This is a genomic window from Pelotomaculum schinkii, assembly GCF_004369205.1.
GTDB lineage: Bacteria > Bacillota > Desulfotomaculia > Desulfotomaculales > Pelotomaculaceae > Pelotomaculum_C > Pelotomaculum_C schinkii.
Map to the genome: position 1 here is coordinate 419,104 of NZ_QFGA01000002.1, position 15,479 is coordinate 434,582.

Annotated in this window: 18 protein-coding genes and 1 CRISPR repeat array; of the genes, 2 read left to right on the plus strand and 16 right to left on the minus strand. The window is 44.6% G+C overall.

The window, feature by feature from the left end; translation table 11 throughout:
* Positions 1-6 precede the first annotated feature (6 nt).
* On the plus strand, positions 7-1,251 hold the full coding sequence (locus Psch_RS12970) for an IS4 family transposase (RefSeq protein ID WP_190240591.1): 1,245 nt from the start codon (positions 7-9) through the stop codon (positions 1,249-1,251).
* 170 nt (positions 1,252-1,421) lie between these two features.
* Here Psch_RS12970 and Psch_RS12975 read toward each other — a convergent pair whose 3' ends face one another.
* From Psch_RS12975 to Psch_RS13015, 9 genes are all read right to left on the minus strand, one after another.
* Positions 1,422-2,444 carry a hypothetical protein gene (locus tag Psch_RS12975; RefSeq protein WP_190240592.1) on the minus strand — a complete coding sequence of 341 codons (1,023 nt, stop codon included), beginning with the start codon at positions 2,442-2,444 and terminating at the stop codon, positions 1,422-1,424.
* A 444-nt stretch (positions 2,445-2,888) separates the two neighbouring features.
* Positions 2,889-3,782 carry a cysteine desulfurase family protein gene (locus Psch_RS12980; RefSeq protein ID WP_427910100.1) on the minus strand — a complete coding sequence of 298 codons (894 nt, stop codon included), beginning with the start codon at positions 3,780-3,782 and terminating at the stop codon, positions 2,889-2,891.
* Between the two features lie 12 nt (positions 3,783-3,794).
* Positions 3,795-6,419: a CRISPR direct-repeat array (repeat unit 32 nt; unit sequence ATTTCAATCCACGCTCCCATGTAGGGAGCGAC).
* 168 nt (positions 6,420-6,587) lie between these two features.
* Positions 6,588-6,881 carry a CRISPR-associated endonuclease Cas2 gene (cas2, locus tag Psch_RS12985; RefSeq protein WP_190258842.1) on the minus strand — a complete coding sequence of 98 codons (294 nt, stop codon included), beginning with the start codon at positions 6,879-6,881 and terminating at the stop codon, positions 6,588-6,590.
* A gap of 804 nt (positions 6,882-7,685) precedes the next feature.
* The gene (locus tag Psch_RS12990) at positions 7,686-8,189 is read right to left on the minus strand and encodes an AAA family ATPase (RefSeq protein ID WP_190240594.1); all 504 of its coding nucleotides are present in this window, start codon (positions 8,187-8,189) and stop codon (positions 7,686-7,688) included.
* Positions 8,190-8,197: 8 nt separating this feature from the next.
* Positions 8,198-8,857 (minus strand): class I SAM-dependent methyltransferase, encoded by a 660-nt coding sequence (locus Psch_RS12995; protein ID WP_190240595.1) that lies wholly within the window; start codon positions 8,855-8,857, stop codon positions 8,198-8,200.
* A complete protein-coding gene (locus Psch_RS13000; protein ID WP_190240596.1) occupies positions 8,850-9,422 on the minus strand; it encodes a TetR/AcrR family transcriptional regulator in 573 nt (190 codons plus the stop codon). Before Psch_RS13000 ends, Psch_RS12995 begins: the two co-directional genes overlap by 8 nt.
* A 459-nt stretch (positions 9,423-9,881) precedes the next feature.
* Entirely contained in the window at positions 9,882-11,294 is a 1,413-nt protein-coding gene (locus Psch_RS13005) for a relaxase/mobilization nuclease domain-containing protein (protein WP_190240597.1), read from the minus strand.
* Between the two features lie 116 nt (positions 11,295-11,410).
* The gene (locus Psch_RS13010; RefSeq protein ID WP_190240598.1) at positions 11,411-11,704 is read right to left on the minus strand and encodes a CD1845 family protein; all 294 of its coding nucleotides are present in this window, start codon (positions 11,702-11,704) and stop codon (positions 11,411-11,413) included.
* Between the two features lie 119 nt (positions 11,705-11,823).
* A complete protein-coding gene (locus Psch_RS13015) occupies positions 11,824-12,045 on the minus strand; it encodes a helix-turn-helix domain-containing protein (protein ID WP_190240599.1) in 222 nt (73 codons plus the stop codon).
* 132 nt (positions 12,046-12,177) lie between these two features.
* Between Psch_RS13015 and Psch_RS13020 the strand changes: the two genes are divergently transcribed.
* Positions 12,178-12,396 carry a hypothetical protein gene (locus tag Psch_RS13020; protein WP_190240600.1) on the plus strand — a complete coding sequence of 73 codons (219 nt, stop codon included), beginning with the start codon at positions 12,178-12,180 and terminating at the stop codon, positions 12,394-12,396.
* Positions 12,397-12,452: 56 nt separating this feature from the next.
* Here the strand turns inward: Psch_RS13020 and Psch_RS13025 are convergent, their stop codons facing one another.
* The 7 genes from Psch_RS13025 to Psch_RS13055 form a co-directional block, all read right to left on the minus strand.
* Positions 12,453-12,800 (minus strand): plasmid mobilization protein, encoded by a 348-nt coding sequence (locus Psch_RS13025; RefSeq protein WP_427910101.1) that lies wholly within the window; start codon positions 12,798-12,800, stop codon positions 12,453-12,455.
* Positions 12,797-12,982, minus strand: coding sequence for a DUF4316 domain-containing protein (locus Psch_RS13030; RefSeq protein ID WP_190240601.1), 186 nt, complete (start codon positions 12,980-12,982; stop codon positions 12,797-12,799). Before Psch_RS13030 ends, Psch_RS13025 begins: the two co-directional genes overlap by 4 nt.
* Positions 12,983-13,034: 52 nt before the next feature.
* Positions 13,035-13,805 carry a defense against restriction DarA-related protein gene (locus tag Psch_RS13035; protein WP_190240602.1) on the minus strand — a complete coding sequence of 257 codons (771 nt, stop codon included), beginning with the start codon at positions 13,803-13,805 and terminating at the stop codon, positions 13,035-13,037.
* A 137-nt stretch (positions 13,806-13,942) separates the two neighbouring features.
* Positions 13,943-14,326 carry a cysteine-rich VLP protein gene (locus Psch_RS13040; RefSeq protein WP_190240603.1) on the minus strand — a complete coding sequence of 128 codons (384 nt, stop codon included), beginning with the start codon at positions 14,324-14,326 and terminating at the stop codon, positions 13,943-13,945.
* A 5-nt stretch (positions 14,327-14,331) separates the two neighbouring features.
* A complete protein-coding gene (locus Psch_RS13045) occupies positions 14,332-14,541 on the minus strand; it encodes a hypothetical protein (protein ID WP_190240604.1) in 210 nt (69 codons plus the stop codon).
* Positions 14,538-15,197, minus strand: coding sequence for a DUF4366 domain-containing protein (locus tag Psch_RS13050; RefSeq protein WP_190240605.1), 660 nt, complete (start codon positions 15,195-15,197; stop codon positions 14,538-14,540). The genes Psch_RS13045 and Psch_RS13050 overlap by 4 nt, the downstream gene beginning before the upstream one ends.
* Positions 15,194-15,463 carry a DUF4315 family protein gene (locus Psch_RS13055; protein ID WP_190240606.1) on the minus strand — a complete coding sequence of 90 codons (270 nt, stop codon included), beginning with the start codon at positions 15,461-15,463 and terminating at the stop codon, positions 15,194-15,196. The genes Psch_RS13050 and Psch_RS13055 overlap by 4 nt, the downstream gene beginning before the upstream one ends.
* Positions 15,464-15,479 lie beyond the last annotated feature (16 nt).

Consider the following 15,479-nt stretch of genomic DNA (forward strand, 5'->3'; position numbering starts at 1 on the left):
ATCAGCATGGATCAGGATACCACACAGTCCACATTTAATCAAGTTCTCAAACAGTTTCCCTACGATGATTTTTTAAGGTTTATTAAGGATTTCGGAGCCGATAAGTACATTAAAAAGCTTTTTACAATCAAGTTGCTCTACATCCTCATTATTGCTCAAATCAGTAAGATTGAATCATTAAGAGAACTGGCCGGTAAAGTAAAAAATGACCTTGAGTTGCAAAAATTATTAAAGCTTGACTCCATCAGCGCTTCGCAGCTATCAAGACGTTTAAGGGACATAAAAAGCACCTTTTGGGCTGATACATTTATTGCCGTTTCCAAAACAACGCTGGTAAAAACTGCTGCTTATGCTCACCGGGAACCCAAAGAAAACAGGATCCATATCATTGATTCCAGTACCATTTCATTATGTCTAAACAAATTTAGATGGGCGGATTTCCGAAAGACAAAATCCGGAATTAAGCTTCATCAACGGATACAAATCCAAAATGGATGCTCATATCCGGATAAAGCAATCCTTACGCCTGCTAAAGTCTCGGATAAGTCTCAGTTAGATGAGTTGGTAACAACCGATCCAGACGTCTTAAATGTTTTTGACCGGGGTTACGTGGATTACAAGAAATGGGACGAGTACTGCCAAGCCGGCATTAGATTTGTTACCAGGTTAAAAGAAGGCGCCCTGGTTGATGTTATTGAACATCACAAAATCGCCGGCACAGCTATGACTGAAAGTACAGTAATATTGGGTAATCCCAAAACCACCAGAATGAAATATCAATTAAGGTTGATTCAAACCCGGGACAGTGAAGGAAACCCAATTATTATTCTAACAAACGATTTTAGCATGGACACTCTTGAGATTTCAGAAATATACCGGTTGAGATGGCAAGTGGAGCTGTTTTTTAAATGGCTAAAACAACACCTTAAGATAAAAAGGTTCTTTGGTACTAGTGATAGTGCTGTATACGGCCAGATATGGATAGCCCTTATAACGTATTGCTTGCTGATGATAACACGCCTGACCTTGCCTGTGAAAATAACTCTATTGGATACCATGCGTCTTATTGCCGACCACCTCTATAATTCCTATGCTGCCTTAATTGAGGTTCTGAAAAAGCCTCCGGTCAGATCATCCCGTGGCAGGCGAAGAAATGAGCATTGTGAAAGCTTTAATCTGTTGATAAAACAAATTGATGTTGAGGGTACTGAGTTCTTAAATACCGTTGATGTAGAGCTATTTTACTTATAGGCCGCACCGCAAAAAGAATTATAGGTAAAAAATGTGGAGCAGGGTTACCTTTTATGGAGCCGTTGCCCTTTTAAATAATCTGGTAAAGAAACTTTGTCTGAATATTGCGAATTAAGCACTTTTCTGGTGTGGAGACCTTAAAACTTCCTGTTTACAAGAGCCGTCAGTTTTTATGCAACGCTAGTGATTTTGAGTAAGGTTCCATCTTGTGCAATACTGATTTTCTTTTCGTAATCAATAATCTCGGGACATGTATATTCTAATAAAGAATTTATTTGCCACCTTATTAGATAATTACGAACTCGATTGTGTAATCCGAATCTTAGCCCTATCTTATAATCTCTACTGGGAGCTATTGCAGGTTGCATTGCTGACCAAAATGATAAATTTTGAATTCTATATTCGTCGCCCATTTTAATTACATTTTCTGGTATCTCTAGTTCTCCTTCAATCCAGTCCCCTTGTGCCAAACATTTATTAATCCGACTATTTATTTTATCAGCTAGAATAAAGTATCCAGAAAGTCTCGATGCTTTTTCATAGTACTTTGCAGTGTTTATAAGCATTTCGAAATGTGAAGGGGGATTAACGTGTTCATCTCCTGGGGGGTCATAAAAATAAATTTGAACAGGCATACCATCACGAGGCAAGCTGGAAATTATCCCATATTTATAGTCAGCAACATGGGCTTGTTTTTTAGCCGGTATTTCTTTTGCAGCTTTTGTAAAATCAGATTTATGTTCGCGCCCTCGAGCTTCATATATTATTATTTCTCTATTTTTTGAGATTCGGTAGTCACATCTTTTCCCTGATCCATCTATACGAGAAACTTCAGGCAGCCTCGCGTTAAATATTCTGCACATACTAATAGTAGCAAGACCAACACCTATTATCTCTGATGAATTTGTTTTTAGTTCATGATACTCATTCTTTAGCGTTAGATACTGGCTATCAGGTGGTGCATCGAATGAGGCTGCTATATTTAGAAAAGCATTACAAAACCGGCCAGATAAAGTACCCCATCTCCCAACATAATGTACAGATGCATAATGCGGTATTTGAATGGGATATAGAGACAATCCGTTATTTATTTGTTCAATTAATATACGTTTATGTGGTCCTATAGCAAATTTGCATGAACCATCAGCATCATGGCAAGGTATATTTCTTTTTGTGAACAGTGCTCTAAGCATTATATCCCTTCTTTTCTGTTCTAATATGACACTTTGTTAAGAATAGGACTCTCTTTGATCAATCCTATTTAGCTTAAAGACTAACACGATTTACACTTCCTCATTTATTATATTATTGAATATTTCAACATTTCCTCCTTTTTAAACAGAAATTTCTTAGAATAACGCATGGCTGGGCCAAACTGGAAATCTTATCAATAGCTCATCGTTAAAACCAACAGCAACAATTACGACAGCCAATGAGAAAAATGGCGGTCTTGTGTTTTATGCAGTATTCGACAAAGCTTGGTCTCCTAACTTACCCCCTGTTTGTCGAGTAAATAATTGAGAATATTTGAGTCCCCGCCTTGTCTGCAAGGTGGGGATTGTTTTACGCCTACAAAAAAATCAAGACGGAGTGACCATCTTTTGGTAATACTCTTCGGTTTGCTTTTAGTCTCACGCTCATTTGCAGATAGCTTGAAGTGCATCTGCTATTTTCACTGTATCCTCAATAGAATTATCATTGCCAAATGTTATTCTGATTGTTCCTTCTGCATATTCTGGAGGAACTCCAATTGACCGTATTACATGTGATACTTGTGTGTTAACCGAATCACAGGCAGAACCAGTTGAGATGCAAATTCCGATCAAGTCCATGCGGTGCAGTATTGCTTCCCCGTCTGCACCTCGGATAGAAATGTTGACATTGCCCGGTAAGCGATTTATATCATCACCGTTCAGGATAAAATCAATATTTCTGTCTTGAAGCAGATTTAGCAGATGTTCCGAAAGAGCAGCTTTGTGTGCCATATTTTTCTTTATGTTCGCCAAATTCTTTTGAAGAGCGGCTGCCATTCCTACCACACCTGCTATGTTTTCCGTACCGGCACGTTTACCACCTTCCTGTGCGCCTCCAGAAATATAGGGGATAAGAACCGTGCCACTGCGTACGTACAGGAAGCCAATGCCTTTCAGCCCATTAAATTTATGAGCAGATGCTGACAGCATGTCAACACCCAGAGTATTTACATCTACCGGTATATGCCCGACTGCCTGCACCGCATCGCTATGGAACAGGGCACCGTGGAGATGCGCAATATCTGCAAGAGTTCGAATATCCTGAATGGTACCGATTTCATTATTTGCCAGCATCACAGAAATAAGACACGTGTCGTCTGCGATTACACTTTGCAAGGTTTCTGACATCATAATCCCCTTGTTGGTAACAGGTAAATAATCCACCGGATACCCCATGTCTTCCAGAAAGGTACATGAATTCAATACCGCATGATGTTCAATGGAGGATAAGTGTGAGCTCCCATGTAGGGAGCGACTTTTCATACAGCCAAGTCGCATGATAATGCCGGAATTTCAATCCACGCTCCCATGTAGGGAGCGACTTTGTCGTTTCGCAATCCAATTGTTTGCCTTCCGATTTCAATCCACGCTCCCATGTAGGGAGCGACGTTAACCGAGGAGGAAATGCAGTTGATCCACAATACCGTATTTCAATCCACGCTCCCATGTAGGGAGCGACTTATCTTGCCGTAAATACCCCATTCCTCTATGGATTTCAATCCACGCTCCCATGTAGGGAGCGACAACTCCTGCATAAAGCTCCCCGGCTCCTCTTGTATTTCAATCCACGCTCCCATGTAGGGAGCGACTTAGAATCCATAGCCGACACATCATGAGCGGCCTATTTCAATCCACGCTCCCATGTAGGGAGCGACTGATTCGCTGGGGGCTTGGATGTAAACATACCCACATTTCAATCCACGCTCCCATGTAGGGAGCGACACGGCTCACAAAATCTATGCAATTGACTGCTTGTATTTCAATCCACGCTCCCATGTAGGGAGCGACCGCTAAATGGCGCATTGTAATCAAAACATAGAGCATTTCAATCCACGCTCCCATGTAGGGAGCGACCTGCTTACTGTTACGGAAAATACCAATGCTTCGATATTTCAATCCACGCTCCCATGTAGGGAGCGACTTTTGGCTTTTCCCCTTCAGCTGACTTTCTACTATTTCAATCCACGCTCCCATGTAGGGAGCGACAGTTAAACCAGCAGGTGTTATCCCCCGGTCAAGTGATTTCAATCCACGCTCCCATGTAGGGAGCGACGAAATAGTGTAACCTTTCCAAACCACGGAATTTTATTTCAATCCACGCTCCCATGTAGGGAGCGACGGATTAACCCCAGGAGCAGGTCCTTGCGCAGCGTATTTCAATCCACGCTCCCATGTAGGGAGCGACGGTGGAGGAACTACTGGGTAAAGCTAAATTCAAAATTTCAATCCACGCTCCCATGTAGGGAGCGACACTTTTTGGCCTTGGCCTTGACCGGCAGCTTGAAATTTCAATCCACGCTCCCATGTAGGGAGCGACACAGTTTTGGGTCGTTTGGCGAAGGGATGGACCAATTTCAATCCACGCTCCCATGTAGGGAGCGACCACGTCGCCGGGGCGATCTCTCCGATGCATTCAAATTTCAATCCACGCTCCCATGTAGGGAGCGACTATTTTATCTCCTGCTGATAAGTATCCTGTCCACTGATTTCAATCCACGCTCCCATGTAGGGAGCGACGTCAACGACAGTGTTTTTGTTGCCGGTGCGAATACATTTCAATCCACGCTCCCATGTAGGGAGCGACCCATTCAATCAAGCAAATACACAAAAAAGCTATATTTCAATCCACGCTCCCATGTAGGGAGCGACCTACGACCCAGCCAACAGCAGGTTTACTGAGGTAATTTCAATCCACGCTCCCATGTAGGGAGCGACGGCGTACATCATAGAGCATGGACTGCCTTATCTTATTTCAATCCACGCTCCCATGTAGGGAGCGACGTAAACGATTTCTCAAACGTCCACTGCCGCCAGATTTCAATCCACGCTCCCATGTAGGGAGCGACTGAGACGATCAATGACATTGACAGCCAGGTCGTATTTCAATCCACGCTCCCATGTAGGGAGCGACTGAAAGAATACACGGTTTGGAACCGCGTCACAAGCATTTCAATCCACGCTCCCATGTAGGGAGCGACTCACCAGCAAGGTTTTTATATCCGGGGAGCAAAATTTCAATCCACGCTCCCATGTAGGGAGCGACCCATAGAAGGTCTTGGCGGGATTATTGCCTGTATTTCAATCCACGCTCCCATGTAGGGAGCGACGTTATCGGGAATATCCACGACAACCCTGAATTACTATTTCAATCCACGCTCCCATGTAGGGAGCGACATGACAACAACTCCTTCCGTATGGCTCCCCAACCAGGATTTCAATCCACGCTCCCATGTAGGGAGCGACTTATAGCGGGGCCATTAACGGACTCACCTTCAACATTTCAATCCACGCTCCCATGTAGGGAGCGACGTAAACTTGGGTCGTTGGGAACCTGCTTTCAAATAATTTCAATCCACGCTCCCATGTAGGGAGCGACCCTGGCCGTCCTTTGTAAAACGCAACGAAGGCAACAGATTTCAATCCACGCTCCCATGTAGGGAGCGACCTTGACGGCGACGGAGTATCAGGCGGTGAGAGAGCGATTTCAATCCACGCTCCCATGTAGGGAGCGACTGTGAATGGTGTTGACATATACGTTGGATCCGGATTTCAATCCACGCTCCCATGTAGGGAGCGACGACAGGGTATTGGATTTACCCTTGGGCACAGAGCGATTTCAATCCACGCTCCCATGTAGGGAGCGACTCAACATGAGGCCTGATAGCTACTCAAGTTATTTCGCAATTTCAATCCACGCTCCCATGTAGGGAGCGACGGTCATTGTCTTGGCTCCCGCGCTACCGGACAGATTTCAATCCACGCTCCCATGTAGGGAGCGACGATAACCGCAATATCTTTCAACTTATCGTCTACGTTATTTCAATCCACGCTCCCATGTAGGGAGCGACACCAAATGATACAGGCAGAGGGAGATTCGTTTATTATTTCAATCCACGCTCCCATGTAGGGAGCGACAGCAAAAACTAATAAAAACTATCTTTTAATAGATAGATTTCATTCATCTTCTTCTATTTTTCATAAAATACACCATTGTCCTCCCGACATTTCCTGCATATTTCAACAAATTTCCTCCCATCTCGCGGTGCGAAACCCCCAGGGATTTATGTTTGCTTCACATTCGCACTAAATAATCAAGGTATCCTCAACATCAAAAGAAGCTTTTGCACCCACATGCTCAACCTTGTTCTTGTAATTATTTCCCAGCAAATAAAACCTCAGGCTATCCTTCTCCGTATCAATAATTTTCTCCAGCTTATGCTGAATCTCGCGGAACTTAGCCATATCCAACACGCATTCAAAGACCGAATTCTGAACACGCTGCCCATAGTTCACACATTGCTTGGCAACTTGACGCAGCCGCTTTCTCCCCACCGCTGTTTGAGTATTTACGTCATATAGCCGGGCGTCGCGTTCCATTCTTTCCAGCAGATCGGCGGTATCCTCATATGCGGGTAACAGAGAGCTTGCCAAATCTTCATCTGTATGTACCGCAAAGTCAAGGTGTCGTCTGTCTTGCCGCCTTTGGGAGCGGATTTGCCGGTCGGACTGTTCCAGCAGTTCTTTGACCGAAGTTGAAACTTCAATACAAATCTGGCTCCCATTGGCGAGCTTATATGTTATCGTTACAAATGACTTGTCCATTGTTTTACCTCCATTCATCATGTTTATGGATTGATGGCTGATGAACGGAGAGGGGGTGGGGAACGGCAACCGGGGCCGCTATGGTGTTTAGTCCCGGCGCGGACTTCGGGCCAAGTTGGCCCGAAGTGGAAAGGCTTGTCCAGTAAAAAAGCAGTCAAAAAAGAGGACAAAAAAGCACCTATACAGGAACGCTCCCGCAAGGTGTTAAGTGAAAAATGGGCGCAGTATCCACCCATTCTTTTTATGACTTTTTTGAATTTATGAAGAATTAGAACATCGGCTAAGCTAAGCCGTTACAATAAAGCAACGGTTCCTCCCATATAAAAAGCAGCGGCTTTGGATACATAAGAACCTCCTATTCCAAAGCCGTCACTATTGTCAAGGGTTAAAAAAGAGCGCAATTATCACGCCCTCTGCAATCTCCTTTTTTCAAAAAGAAGCAGCGGCTTTGAATTCTCATTTCAAAACCGCTGCTTGGTTTCTGAATATGCAATTTTAGCATACTTAATCATCTGCCAAAACTGCGGTTTTTTTTATTGCCGTAGACGGCAGATTGTATAGTCTATTATGTAATACCCCCTAATTACCAACCAACTCTACTATTTTCTTGGCAGCTTGAACTGGTGAAATATTACTTACGTCAATATGTGTAGTATTCATCTCTTGATATAGTGGAAGTCTATCCAGACTTCTTTGCAAAACATCGGACGTTCTTTCACCATTTTCAATAGCCCTTTTTAGCCTTTGCGTAAGCGCTTCTTTCGAAACGGACAGCGTGAATTTGTATACTTCAATATTTGTAAAATTCAGCTTTTCCAACAAGTTGTTTATTATCGATTCCTGATGCATAACCCAACAAAATATAACATTTTCATATTCCGTACAAGAAAGAAAGCTGTTTAGCAAAAAGCAAATATTGTTTTCTACCATCTGTTTCGTTTCATCAGTAACTCGAAAGGGATTCATACACCAACACCAATCGCCATCTAAAAACACACTTGGTTGTAGTAAACCGAGAAGTTCTTTGCATGTAGATGTTTTCCCAACCCCCATTGTTCCATTGATAAAAATTAATCTTTTCATTTCTTCTCCTATTTAGTTGATAGAATCATAATCGTGTTCTCAATGCCCCATATTTTTTTGACCGACTTAAACCCGGATTCCGTTAATAATGACATTTCATGTTTTATCGTAAAAGGAATGTCATAGTGATAGAAATTTTCCGTGAGATTGTAATCCATTATAAGCTTTTCTCTTTCCGATAAAAATTGCGCCTCTATATTGCTATCATTGGAACCAATCATATAATCACATTCAATAAAAACGCCATCGTCTTTTAGGCAGCGGAAAACGTTGGTGTAGAGCTTCAGTTTCTGCGAATGCGTAAAATGATGAAAAGACATAACCGATATCACTGCATCATATTTTTGTGTACCCATATCAACGGTAAAATAACTGCTATTTATTAGATTGATCGAATACTTTGAATATTTTGCAGCCAGTTTCCCCAGCATTTTGTCCGCGAAATCAATACCCGTTACTTCTATTTCAGGAAACTTTGTAAAAATGGATTCTAATTCCAATCCAGTTCCGCATCCTAAATCCAATAATGTTTTTGTATGAGAGGGAATATGTTGGGCTATTTCGTGATAGCATTTTTCCCCTCCATCAATATTTTTAATCTGTTGAGTGTCATATATATCTGCTCGTGTGTTAAAAAATGTTTTCATTTCTTCTGGCATTTCATTCATATTCATTCTCCTTTATTACGATAGAAAATCGTTTAAAAGCATTTTTTATAAGTTGAACTACTTCTTCATGTGGCAAATTTATATCATCTGATACAATTTGAGTTGCAATTCCGTGCGAATAAAGCCATACATCTCTAAATAAACTTCGTGCGTTCTCCAAACTAAGGCCAGTTATTTCCTTGGCATTCATAATTGAAGATTGGTTCCAATCGGCATCAAGTATTTCTTCAATACTTTTTCCTGCACAGTTTTTGTTCATAAAAAGAGTGTTAAATATGTTTTTTTCTTGTCTTGCAAACTCAATATAGGCAATTCCTTGTGTCAATAATCTATTCTTATCATTCATACGATCTTCCATAAAAGAATTGTAATATATATCAAGCTGGACAATTACATCTTGCTTTAACTCTTCCATATTTTCATAAACACGAAACAAAGGTTTAGTCGAACAGTTCAAGAGAAAAGCGATACTTCTGGCATTAACACTTTCCATACCCTGTTCTCGCACTAAAGAAATAGCAGCATTTAGAATAGCCTCTTTACTAATTGTTGGTTTTGGCGGCATATAAAATCCTCCCTTAATTTACAAAGAATATAATTTAGTGATGGCTATTGGATTTTATAAATGACCAACTCTTAGTCAAATGCAAAATCAATAGACCTATTAACCATATACATCGATGAATGATTATCCCCATGAATAGACAAATTATAATAAAGCAATGGCAGTTTTTATTGTCATGTTATTTTCCCTTCTCTAAAAGCAACACACGTTGCGTAACATCTGTTACCATTATATCAAAAATACATAGAATGTCAAGAATTTTACCCGATAAGCCCAACAAAATAGTCAAATAGATGTCCCGGGATATTCATCATTTTGTGAAATTGCGCAAAACGGCAAGCAATGTGACTGTGGCCACAGTCACGAAAAACTGCTTGTTGGGGAGCCTCCCCAAACCCTGCCACTTCGGGCCAACTTGGCCCGAAGTCAGCGCGTTGCGCTCTTTGTTGCGTCATGTCGCTATCGCTCCATTTCCTTATTTTTCTGCGTATCCGTCAGACCGAGCAGATGGTCAATATTGGCCTTTGCTGTAATAAGCTCCTGCATACTCTTTTTTGCCGCCCGGTACTCCTGGTATGCGGCATTTTTTTCAGCCGTCAGCCGTTGCCTTTCCGCTTTGAGCGCGTCCATCTTCGGGAGCTTCGCCCCGGAAAGAATACGCTTGAAAGTAGCCTGTGCCGCCCGGTGCAATGTAATGTCGCCCTCATGCTCCGCATAATATTTCTGGCTGTACTTCGCGGCCTTGTAGCCCTCAAACACAGCGCGGGTCTTTGCATAGTCAACCATTGCCACCATTAAATCCGCATTGGTGTTCGCCGCGCCTTCAATAGTTTTTATTTTATCTGAAAGAGTATGGAAACGGTCTGCGGCTTGTGCCGTTTTTTCGGCAAGCTGTGAATATTCCAGGAGATTATTTTCCTGCAAATATTGGAGTGTTGCCGCCATTTGTTTGAGATTGAACACCTTGGCCCACCGCTCGTAAGCCGGGCCTTTTCCAGCCCTCATTCTGGATTGAATATCAATAATCAGATTGACCCTGCGCGGCTCGAAGCGCCCCCCTGATGGAGAGGCCCGGCCCTCGATAATAGCCTGTATATCTTCCAGTCCATAGCCCTTGCCAAGTGTGGAGGATCGGAGCCGGGTAAACCGTTCTTGCCCCTCAGCCCGAAAGCTGACCGTACCGCCGCGCCCCTGTTTGACTTCATAGCCGGCAGCTTCCATAGCATGAAAAAATTCTTCCATGCTGGTAGGCTTTTCAGAAAGGCAAATGTCAATCTGTGTTTTTAACCGTTCCTGAAATGTCAGCGGCTTATTACCGTCAAGCCATTGCCCGTAATGCTTGTATTTTCCCTTGCTTTTTAGCTTTGGATGGGCGATATAGGATAATCCATTTTCAATACATATCCGGTCAGAAAGCCGTCGGAGGGCAAAGCTGGAACCCCAAAAATTATTGAATTTTCTTGTGCAGTCAAGGGCGGTGGAATTGTAGTAAATGTGATTATGAAAGTGTTTGCGGTCTACATGCGTGGCAACAAAAAAAGCATAGTTGCCTTTTGTCCAGCGCATAGCCGTTTCATAGCCAATCCGGTTGGCTTCTTCTGGCGTGATCTCTCCGGGAACAAAGGATTGCCGGATTTGATAACACAAAATATCGGCATCTTTTTTTTGCTCCCGTCCGGTGATCGCTTTGTACTTAGCTTTGGAAAGTAAAAATTCTGCGTCGGCAGTTTCCGCGTCGCACTGATAAGAGGAAATCAATTCACCCTGCTGTGTTTTTTCAGGATTTTGCCCATAGTCGAAACGGTCAGCAAGGGATTGTGCAATGGTTTCTCCCTTGCTAATGTGATGAATGATCAGGCGCGTGGTTGCCATAAACACCCCTCCTTTCCGGCAGTATCACTTCGGGCCAAGTTGGCCCGAAGTCCACGATTGAGATGTAAAAAGCGGGCCGCTTGGCCCGCTTTCCTTGTGTGGTGTCGTTTCTGTTTTTATCCCATCACGTAATCTTTCAGGAAACAATTCAGGTCGGCCAGCCTGTCGATGAACCACTCGATTACAGCCCGGAGGCCAAGAGGGGAAATCAGGAAGCCTAATATGAGCATTGCCACGCCGTTAAGGGTTGGGCCTCCCGTGATAAATATTAAAACTCCCAAGGCAGCAAGAATAACGGCGGCAACCGTACAAATCCATTCAGAAACACAGAAGATAAAATACAGAAATGCGACGGTGATGCTTAATGCAATAATAAATGGTATCGCAATGATTTTAAAAATAATCTTCATAATCATGACCCCTTTCTTGTTTGGTTCTACCTATATTTTACCATCCGAGAAAGGGGACAACAATGTTGTTGCGTCTTTGCGAATCTCGTCCCGGAACTTCGGGCCAAGTTGGCCCGAAGTCACTTTTCCGGCGGTACAAATTCCAGCAGATCGCCAATCTCACAGTTCAACACCGTGCATATCCGAGCCAATACATCTATGTCCAATCTGCTTATGCTGTTGTTGCAGTAATGATTGATTTGGGAACGCTGCATTTCTGCCTTATGGCTCAATTTGTTTTTGCTGATGCCCTCTTTTTCAATCAGCTCATTCAGCTTTATTTTTATCGTTCCGTATTCCATCGGAAACCCTCCTTTATCCGTTAAAAATCCACAACATTGACATATATAGTATGCACTAAGTAGAATTGATTAGTAAGCTCTAACAAGTCCTGTTAGACTAATTACACATACCAGTAAAAAGGAGGGGAAAAAATGGATACTGCAAAAGCGAAAAGAGCGTTGAAAAAACTTGCCAAGCAAAAAGGAATCAGCGAAAAAGAAGTACGCCGAGAAATTGAAATTGCCATTGAGGAAGCGATGAAAAGTCCTGAACTGCAGGCACAGGCATTTTGGAAATCTATTCCCCATAAGGGGGAACAGCTAACGCCGGAGGAAGTCATTGCCTACATAGCGGATATGGTAAAAGAATGATGCTGATATAAAAAAAGCGGGGAGCGGAGGCACGATGCCAACGCTCCCCGCCGCCGTTATAGCTCCACCACTGCCGTAAGCTGTTTTAAAACGTCGGATACCCGGCCCCACAACTCTGCATAATCTTTTTGCAGAGCCGCAATCTCGGACGGGTAAACACCGTAGGTATTGGCATGAATGGCAACCTGATTGAGATTATTCGCGCACCTGCGTTGCAAGGAAACAAGTTCCCGGACAGGGGCAAGGTCAACGTTCAGGACATAACCGTTCAGGGCCATTTTTCGGATATAGGCCCCGGCATTGGTTATCCCGGCCTCGGCCATACGCTGATGAATGGTATCCAATTCATCCTCCGATACCATGACATGCAGATGAATCCCGCGCTTGCGCTTATGGGCGCTCACCGTTCCAGTTCCCGGCTCCGCTTGCGTCGGGGCGGTTCCTTTACCTTGTCCAGCGGTTTTTCCTCTGGGACAGGGACAGACGGAAGAACCGGCAAGGCCGTATTGTTTGGGATACCGTCAATCATATTGCAGTTCTGTTCGGTGGAAAGTTCCGCATTGTTCAGATAGTTGTCTTTTTTCATAAATAAAAATACCTCCTTCTATGACTTCGGGCCAAGTTGGCCCGAAGTTTTGCTATCTGTCCTTTTCCGTATTCTTGGAAGGAGCAGGACGGGCGGCGTTGTCCCTTGCGGCCTGTTCGGCTCCTTCCTTTAAACGCTCGGAAATGGGTTTCTTTTCGTTCCGGGCTTTACTATCCATGATTTTCTCATAGCGCCCGGAAAGCTCCGCATCTGTGACAAACTCCTTTTTCACAAAGGAACCAAAGTCAGGATACCACCAAGTCAGCCGCCTCACATCAGGGATACGTTTGGCCTGTTCCCATTTGCCGACAGTCTGCACCTGCTGTTCCAACTGCTCCGGCGACAGACGAAGCTGATCGGGATTATCGGGCGCGGCCCGAAGCTCGTAATCGCCCATCTGCTTTCCCGTCAGGGGCGCGTCATATATAAGATAGCCCCACGCTTGGAAATGGCCTTGTTCCACATTTTCCCTCTTATCGAAGTTCACAAGGCGCAAAGGGCCGTTCTCTGTTTTGGGAAAAGTGCCAATATCCACGGGCCTTTGTGTAGAATAATATTTGTAAGCCAATTTTTCGGATACGCCATAATCATGCTGATACTCCGAAACGCGGTTCTCATAATCCCCTATGGCAGCGGCCTTATTGGTGGTGTAGTGACCCCAATAATAGTCGCGCTTACCGTTTTCTTCGGTAAACTGCCATGTGACAAAGGGCTGTGGGGCATTGGGATTTTCCGCAAGGGCAAAGCCGCGGTCATTGTCAAAGAGGACTGACCGCTTGATTTCATAGCCATGCACCTTTTCCTTACTTGGGTTATCGCTCATTTTTTACCTCCATTCCATAGGGAAATGTTACGAAGTTATCCCCGGAATGAGGGGAGTAAGACATTTATGCCTCTCCTTTTAAAACCGGGGCCGGAAAGCCGCTGAAACCGGCACTTTTTCAGGCGAACATCGTAACGCTATACCCTTTTGTTTTGCCGCTTTTTTCGCATCCGTTCCCGGCTCTTGCGGCGATTGCCCTCATACTGGCAAGCCTCCGAACAATACGCCTGACTTGTGACCGGAATAAAAGCCGCGCCGCAGACCGGACAAATCTTTTGGGAAAATGCTGCGTTTGTTCCCGTCAGCTTCGCTTCCAGCACGGAATCAAGCGGCAGGACGGCGTTTTGAAAATACTTGCAGTATGCGCCCGTCCACCATTTGTTCAGCATATAGCAGGGGCAATCCAGCGGCAGACAACCGTATTCCGGGTCGTAGTTGGCGCACATGCCAACCACCAGCCTGCGGATTGCCGCCCGTTCGCTCCGGGTCAGTTCGCGGGCTTCCGTCTGGTCTTTTGCCATAGGCTTCACTTCGGGTCAACTTGGCCCGAAGTTACCGCCTCCTTTTCCCGCGAGATTATGACATCCCGGTAGCAAACGCCGACACAGGGAGCGCCGTTCCAGTATCCGCAGTTCCGGCAGGGGGAGCCTTTCGGCGGTTTACTCACCGTACCCCGGCGCGGGGGCCGGGGCTTTTCCTTCATCATTTTTTCGTAGGGGCTGTTTGTAAAGTTCATGCTTCACCGTCCCCGTCCTGATCTTCCTCATCCACCGCCGAAAGCTCGTCGGCCTGCTCCATATCCTCCGTATCATAAAGATCAGCTTCCTCACTGTAATCAAAATCATCCTCTTGATCAGATTGCTCGTGCTTCGGGCGGTAAATCTTAAAGTAATATCCGGCTCCGCCTCCGATCACTACGACAGCCAGCACCAGCAGGAGCATCCCCATATTGCTTTGGGATTCCGGCTTTGTATCGCTTTCCGGGGTGGCTGTGCTATCAGGCGTATCTTCCGGCTCCGGGGTAGTTACAACCGTTTCGTTTTCTTGTGCATCGCCGGACTTTTCGGCAAGAGCCAGCAGGTCTTTTTCCGTAACGGCGTTCAGGAAATACACATTATCCGTTTCCCGTTGCAGGTCAATCACAAGGTAAAATACATTTTCATCGGGGGTGGTGATGGTATAAAACTGCTTGCCGTCCTCGTCGGTGGCGGTATTGACTACCGTGCCGGTTCCGGCAGGGGTAAAGGGATTGGGTTCACTCGTCGCCTCCGGGACAGGAACTTCTGTCACTTCCGGGGCTTCCTCCCCGCCGCTGGCATAGGCCACGGTGGTAAAGCAGAACATCAGAGCAAAAACGGCGCAGAGCGCCGCCAGCTTACGAAATTTTTTCATGCTTCGGTTTCCTCCTTCTCCGTATTGGTGGACTTCGGGCCAAGTTGGCCCGAAGTAAAAGGCGCTCCGTTCTGCTCACGAAGCGCCTTTAAGATGGCCGGGAGGTCTGTCATCGGAATATCCATACCGCGTACCGCCTCCACAATTTCCGTATTTTCAAGCTCGGTTTTCTGCTTTTCCAGTTCCCGCAGCTTGGCCTGAAACTCACTGATTTTTTCCTTAGTTTTATCAATGTCTTTATTGACGCGCTCAATTTTTGCGTTCAAAATAGCACCTTCCTTT

What these genes read in the sequence shown, in the direction of transcription:
- Psch_RS12995 (WP_190240595.1), bottom strand. Translation starts at nt 8,857, where the DNA reads ATGAATGAAATGCCAGAAGAAATGAAAACATTTTTTAACACACGAGCA.
- Psch_RS13015 (WP_190240599.1), bottom strand. Translation starts at nt 12,045, where the DNA reads ATGGAATACGGAACGATAAAAATAAAGCTGAATGAGCTGATTGAAAAA.
- Psch_RS12980 (WP_427910100.1), bottom strand. Translation starts at nt 3,782, where the DNA reads ATGCGACTTGGCTGTATGAAAAGTCGCTCCCTACATGGGAGCTCACAC.
- Psch_RS13005 (WP_190240597.1), bottom strand. Translation starts at nt 11,294, where the DNA reads ATGGCAACCACGCGCCTGATCATTCATCACATTAGCAAGGGAGAAACC.
- Psch_RS13020 (WP_190240600.1), top strand. Translation starts at nt 12,178, where the DNA reads ATGGATACTGCAAAAGCGAAAAGAGCGTTGAAAAAACTTGCCAAGCAA.
- Psch_RS13050 (WP_190240605.1), bottom strand. Translation starts at nt 15,197, where the DNA reads ATGAAAAAATTTCGTAAGCTGGCGGCGCTCTGCGCCGTTTTTGCTCTG.
- cas2 (WP_190258842.1), bottom strand. Translation starts at nt 6,881, where the DNA reads ATGGAACGCGACGCCCGGCTATATGACGTAAATACTCAAACAGCGGTG.
- Psch_RS13030 (WP_190240601.1), bottom strand. Translation starts at nt 12,982, where the DNA reads ATGAAAAAAGACAACTATCTGAACAATGCGGAACTTTCCACCGAACAG.
- Psch_RS12970 (WP_190240591.1), top strand. Translation starts at nt 7, where the DNA reads ATGGATCAGGATACCACACAGTCCACATTTAATCAAGTTCTCAAACAG.
- Psch_RS13010 (WP_190240598.1), bottom strand. Translation starts at nt 11,704, where the DNA reads ATGAAGATTATTTTTAAAATCATTGCGATACCATTTATTATTGCATTA.
- Psch_RS13045 (WP_190240604.1), bottom strand. Translation starts at nt 14,541, where the DNA reads ATGAACTTTACAAACAGCCCCTACGAAAAAATGATGAAGGAAAAGCCC.
- Psch_RS13000 (WP_190240596.1), bottom strand. Translation starts at nt 9,422, where the DNA reads ATGCCGCCAAAACCAACAATTAGTAAAGAGGCTATTCTAAATGCTGCT.
- Psch_RS13040 (WP_190240603.1), bottom strand. Translation starts at nt 14,326, where the DNA reads ATGGCAAAAGACCAGACGGAAGCCCGCGAACTGACCCGGAGCGAACGG.
- Psch_RS12990 (WP_190240594.1), bottom strand. Translation starts at nt 8,189, where the DNA reads ATGAAAAGATTAATTTTTATCAATGGAACAATGGGGGTTGGGAAAACA.
- Psch_RS12975 (WP_190240592.1), bottom strand. Translation starts at nt 2,444, where the DNA reads ATGCTTAGAGCACTGTTCACAAAAAGAAATATACCTTGCCATGATGCT.
- Psch_RS13035 (WP_190240602.1), bottom strand. Translation starts at nt 13,805, where the DNA reads ATGAGCGATAACCCAAGTAAGGAAAAGGTGCATGGCTATGAAATCAAG.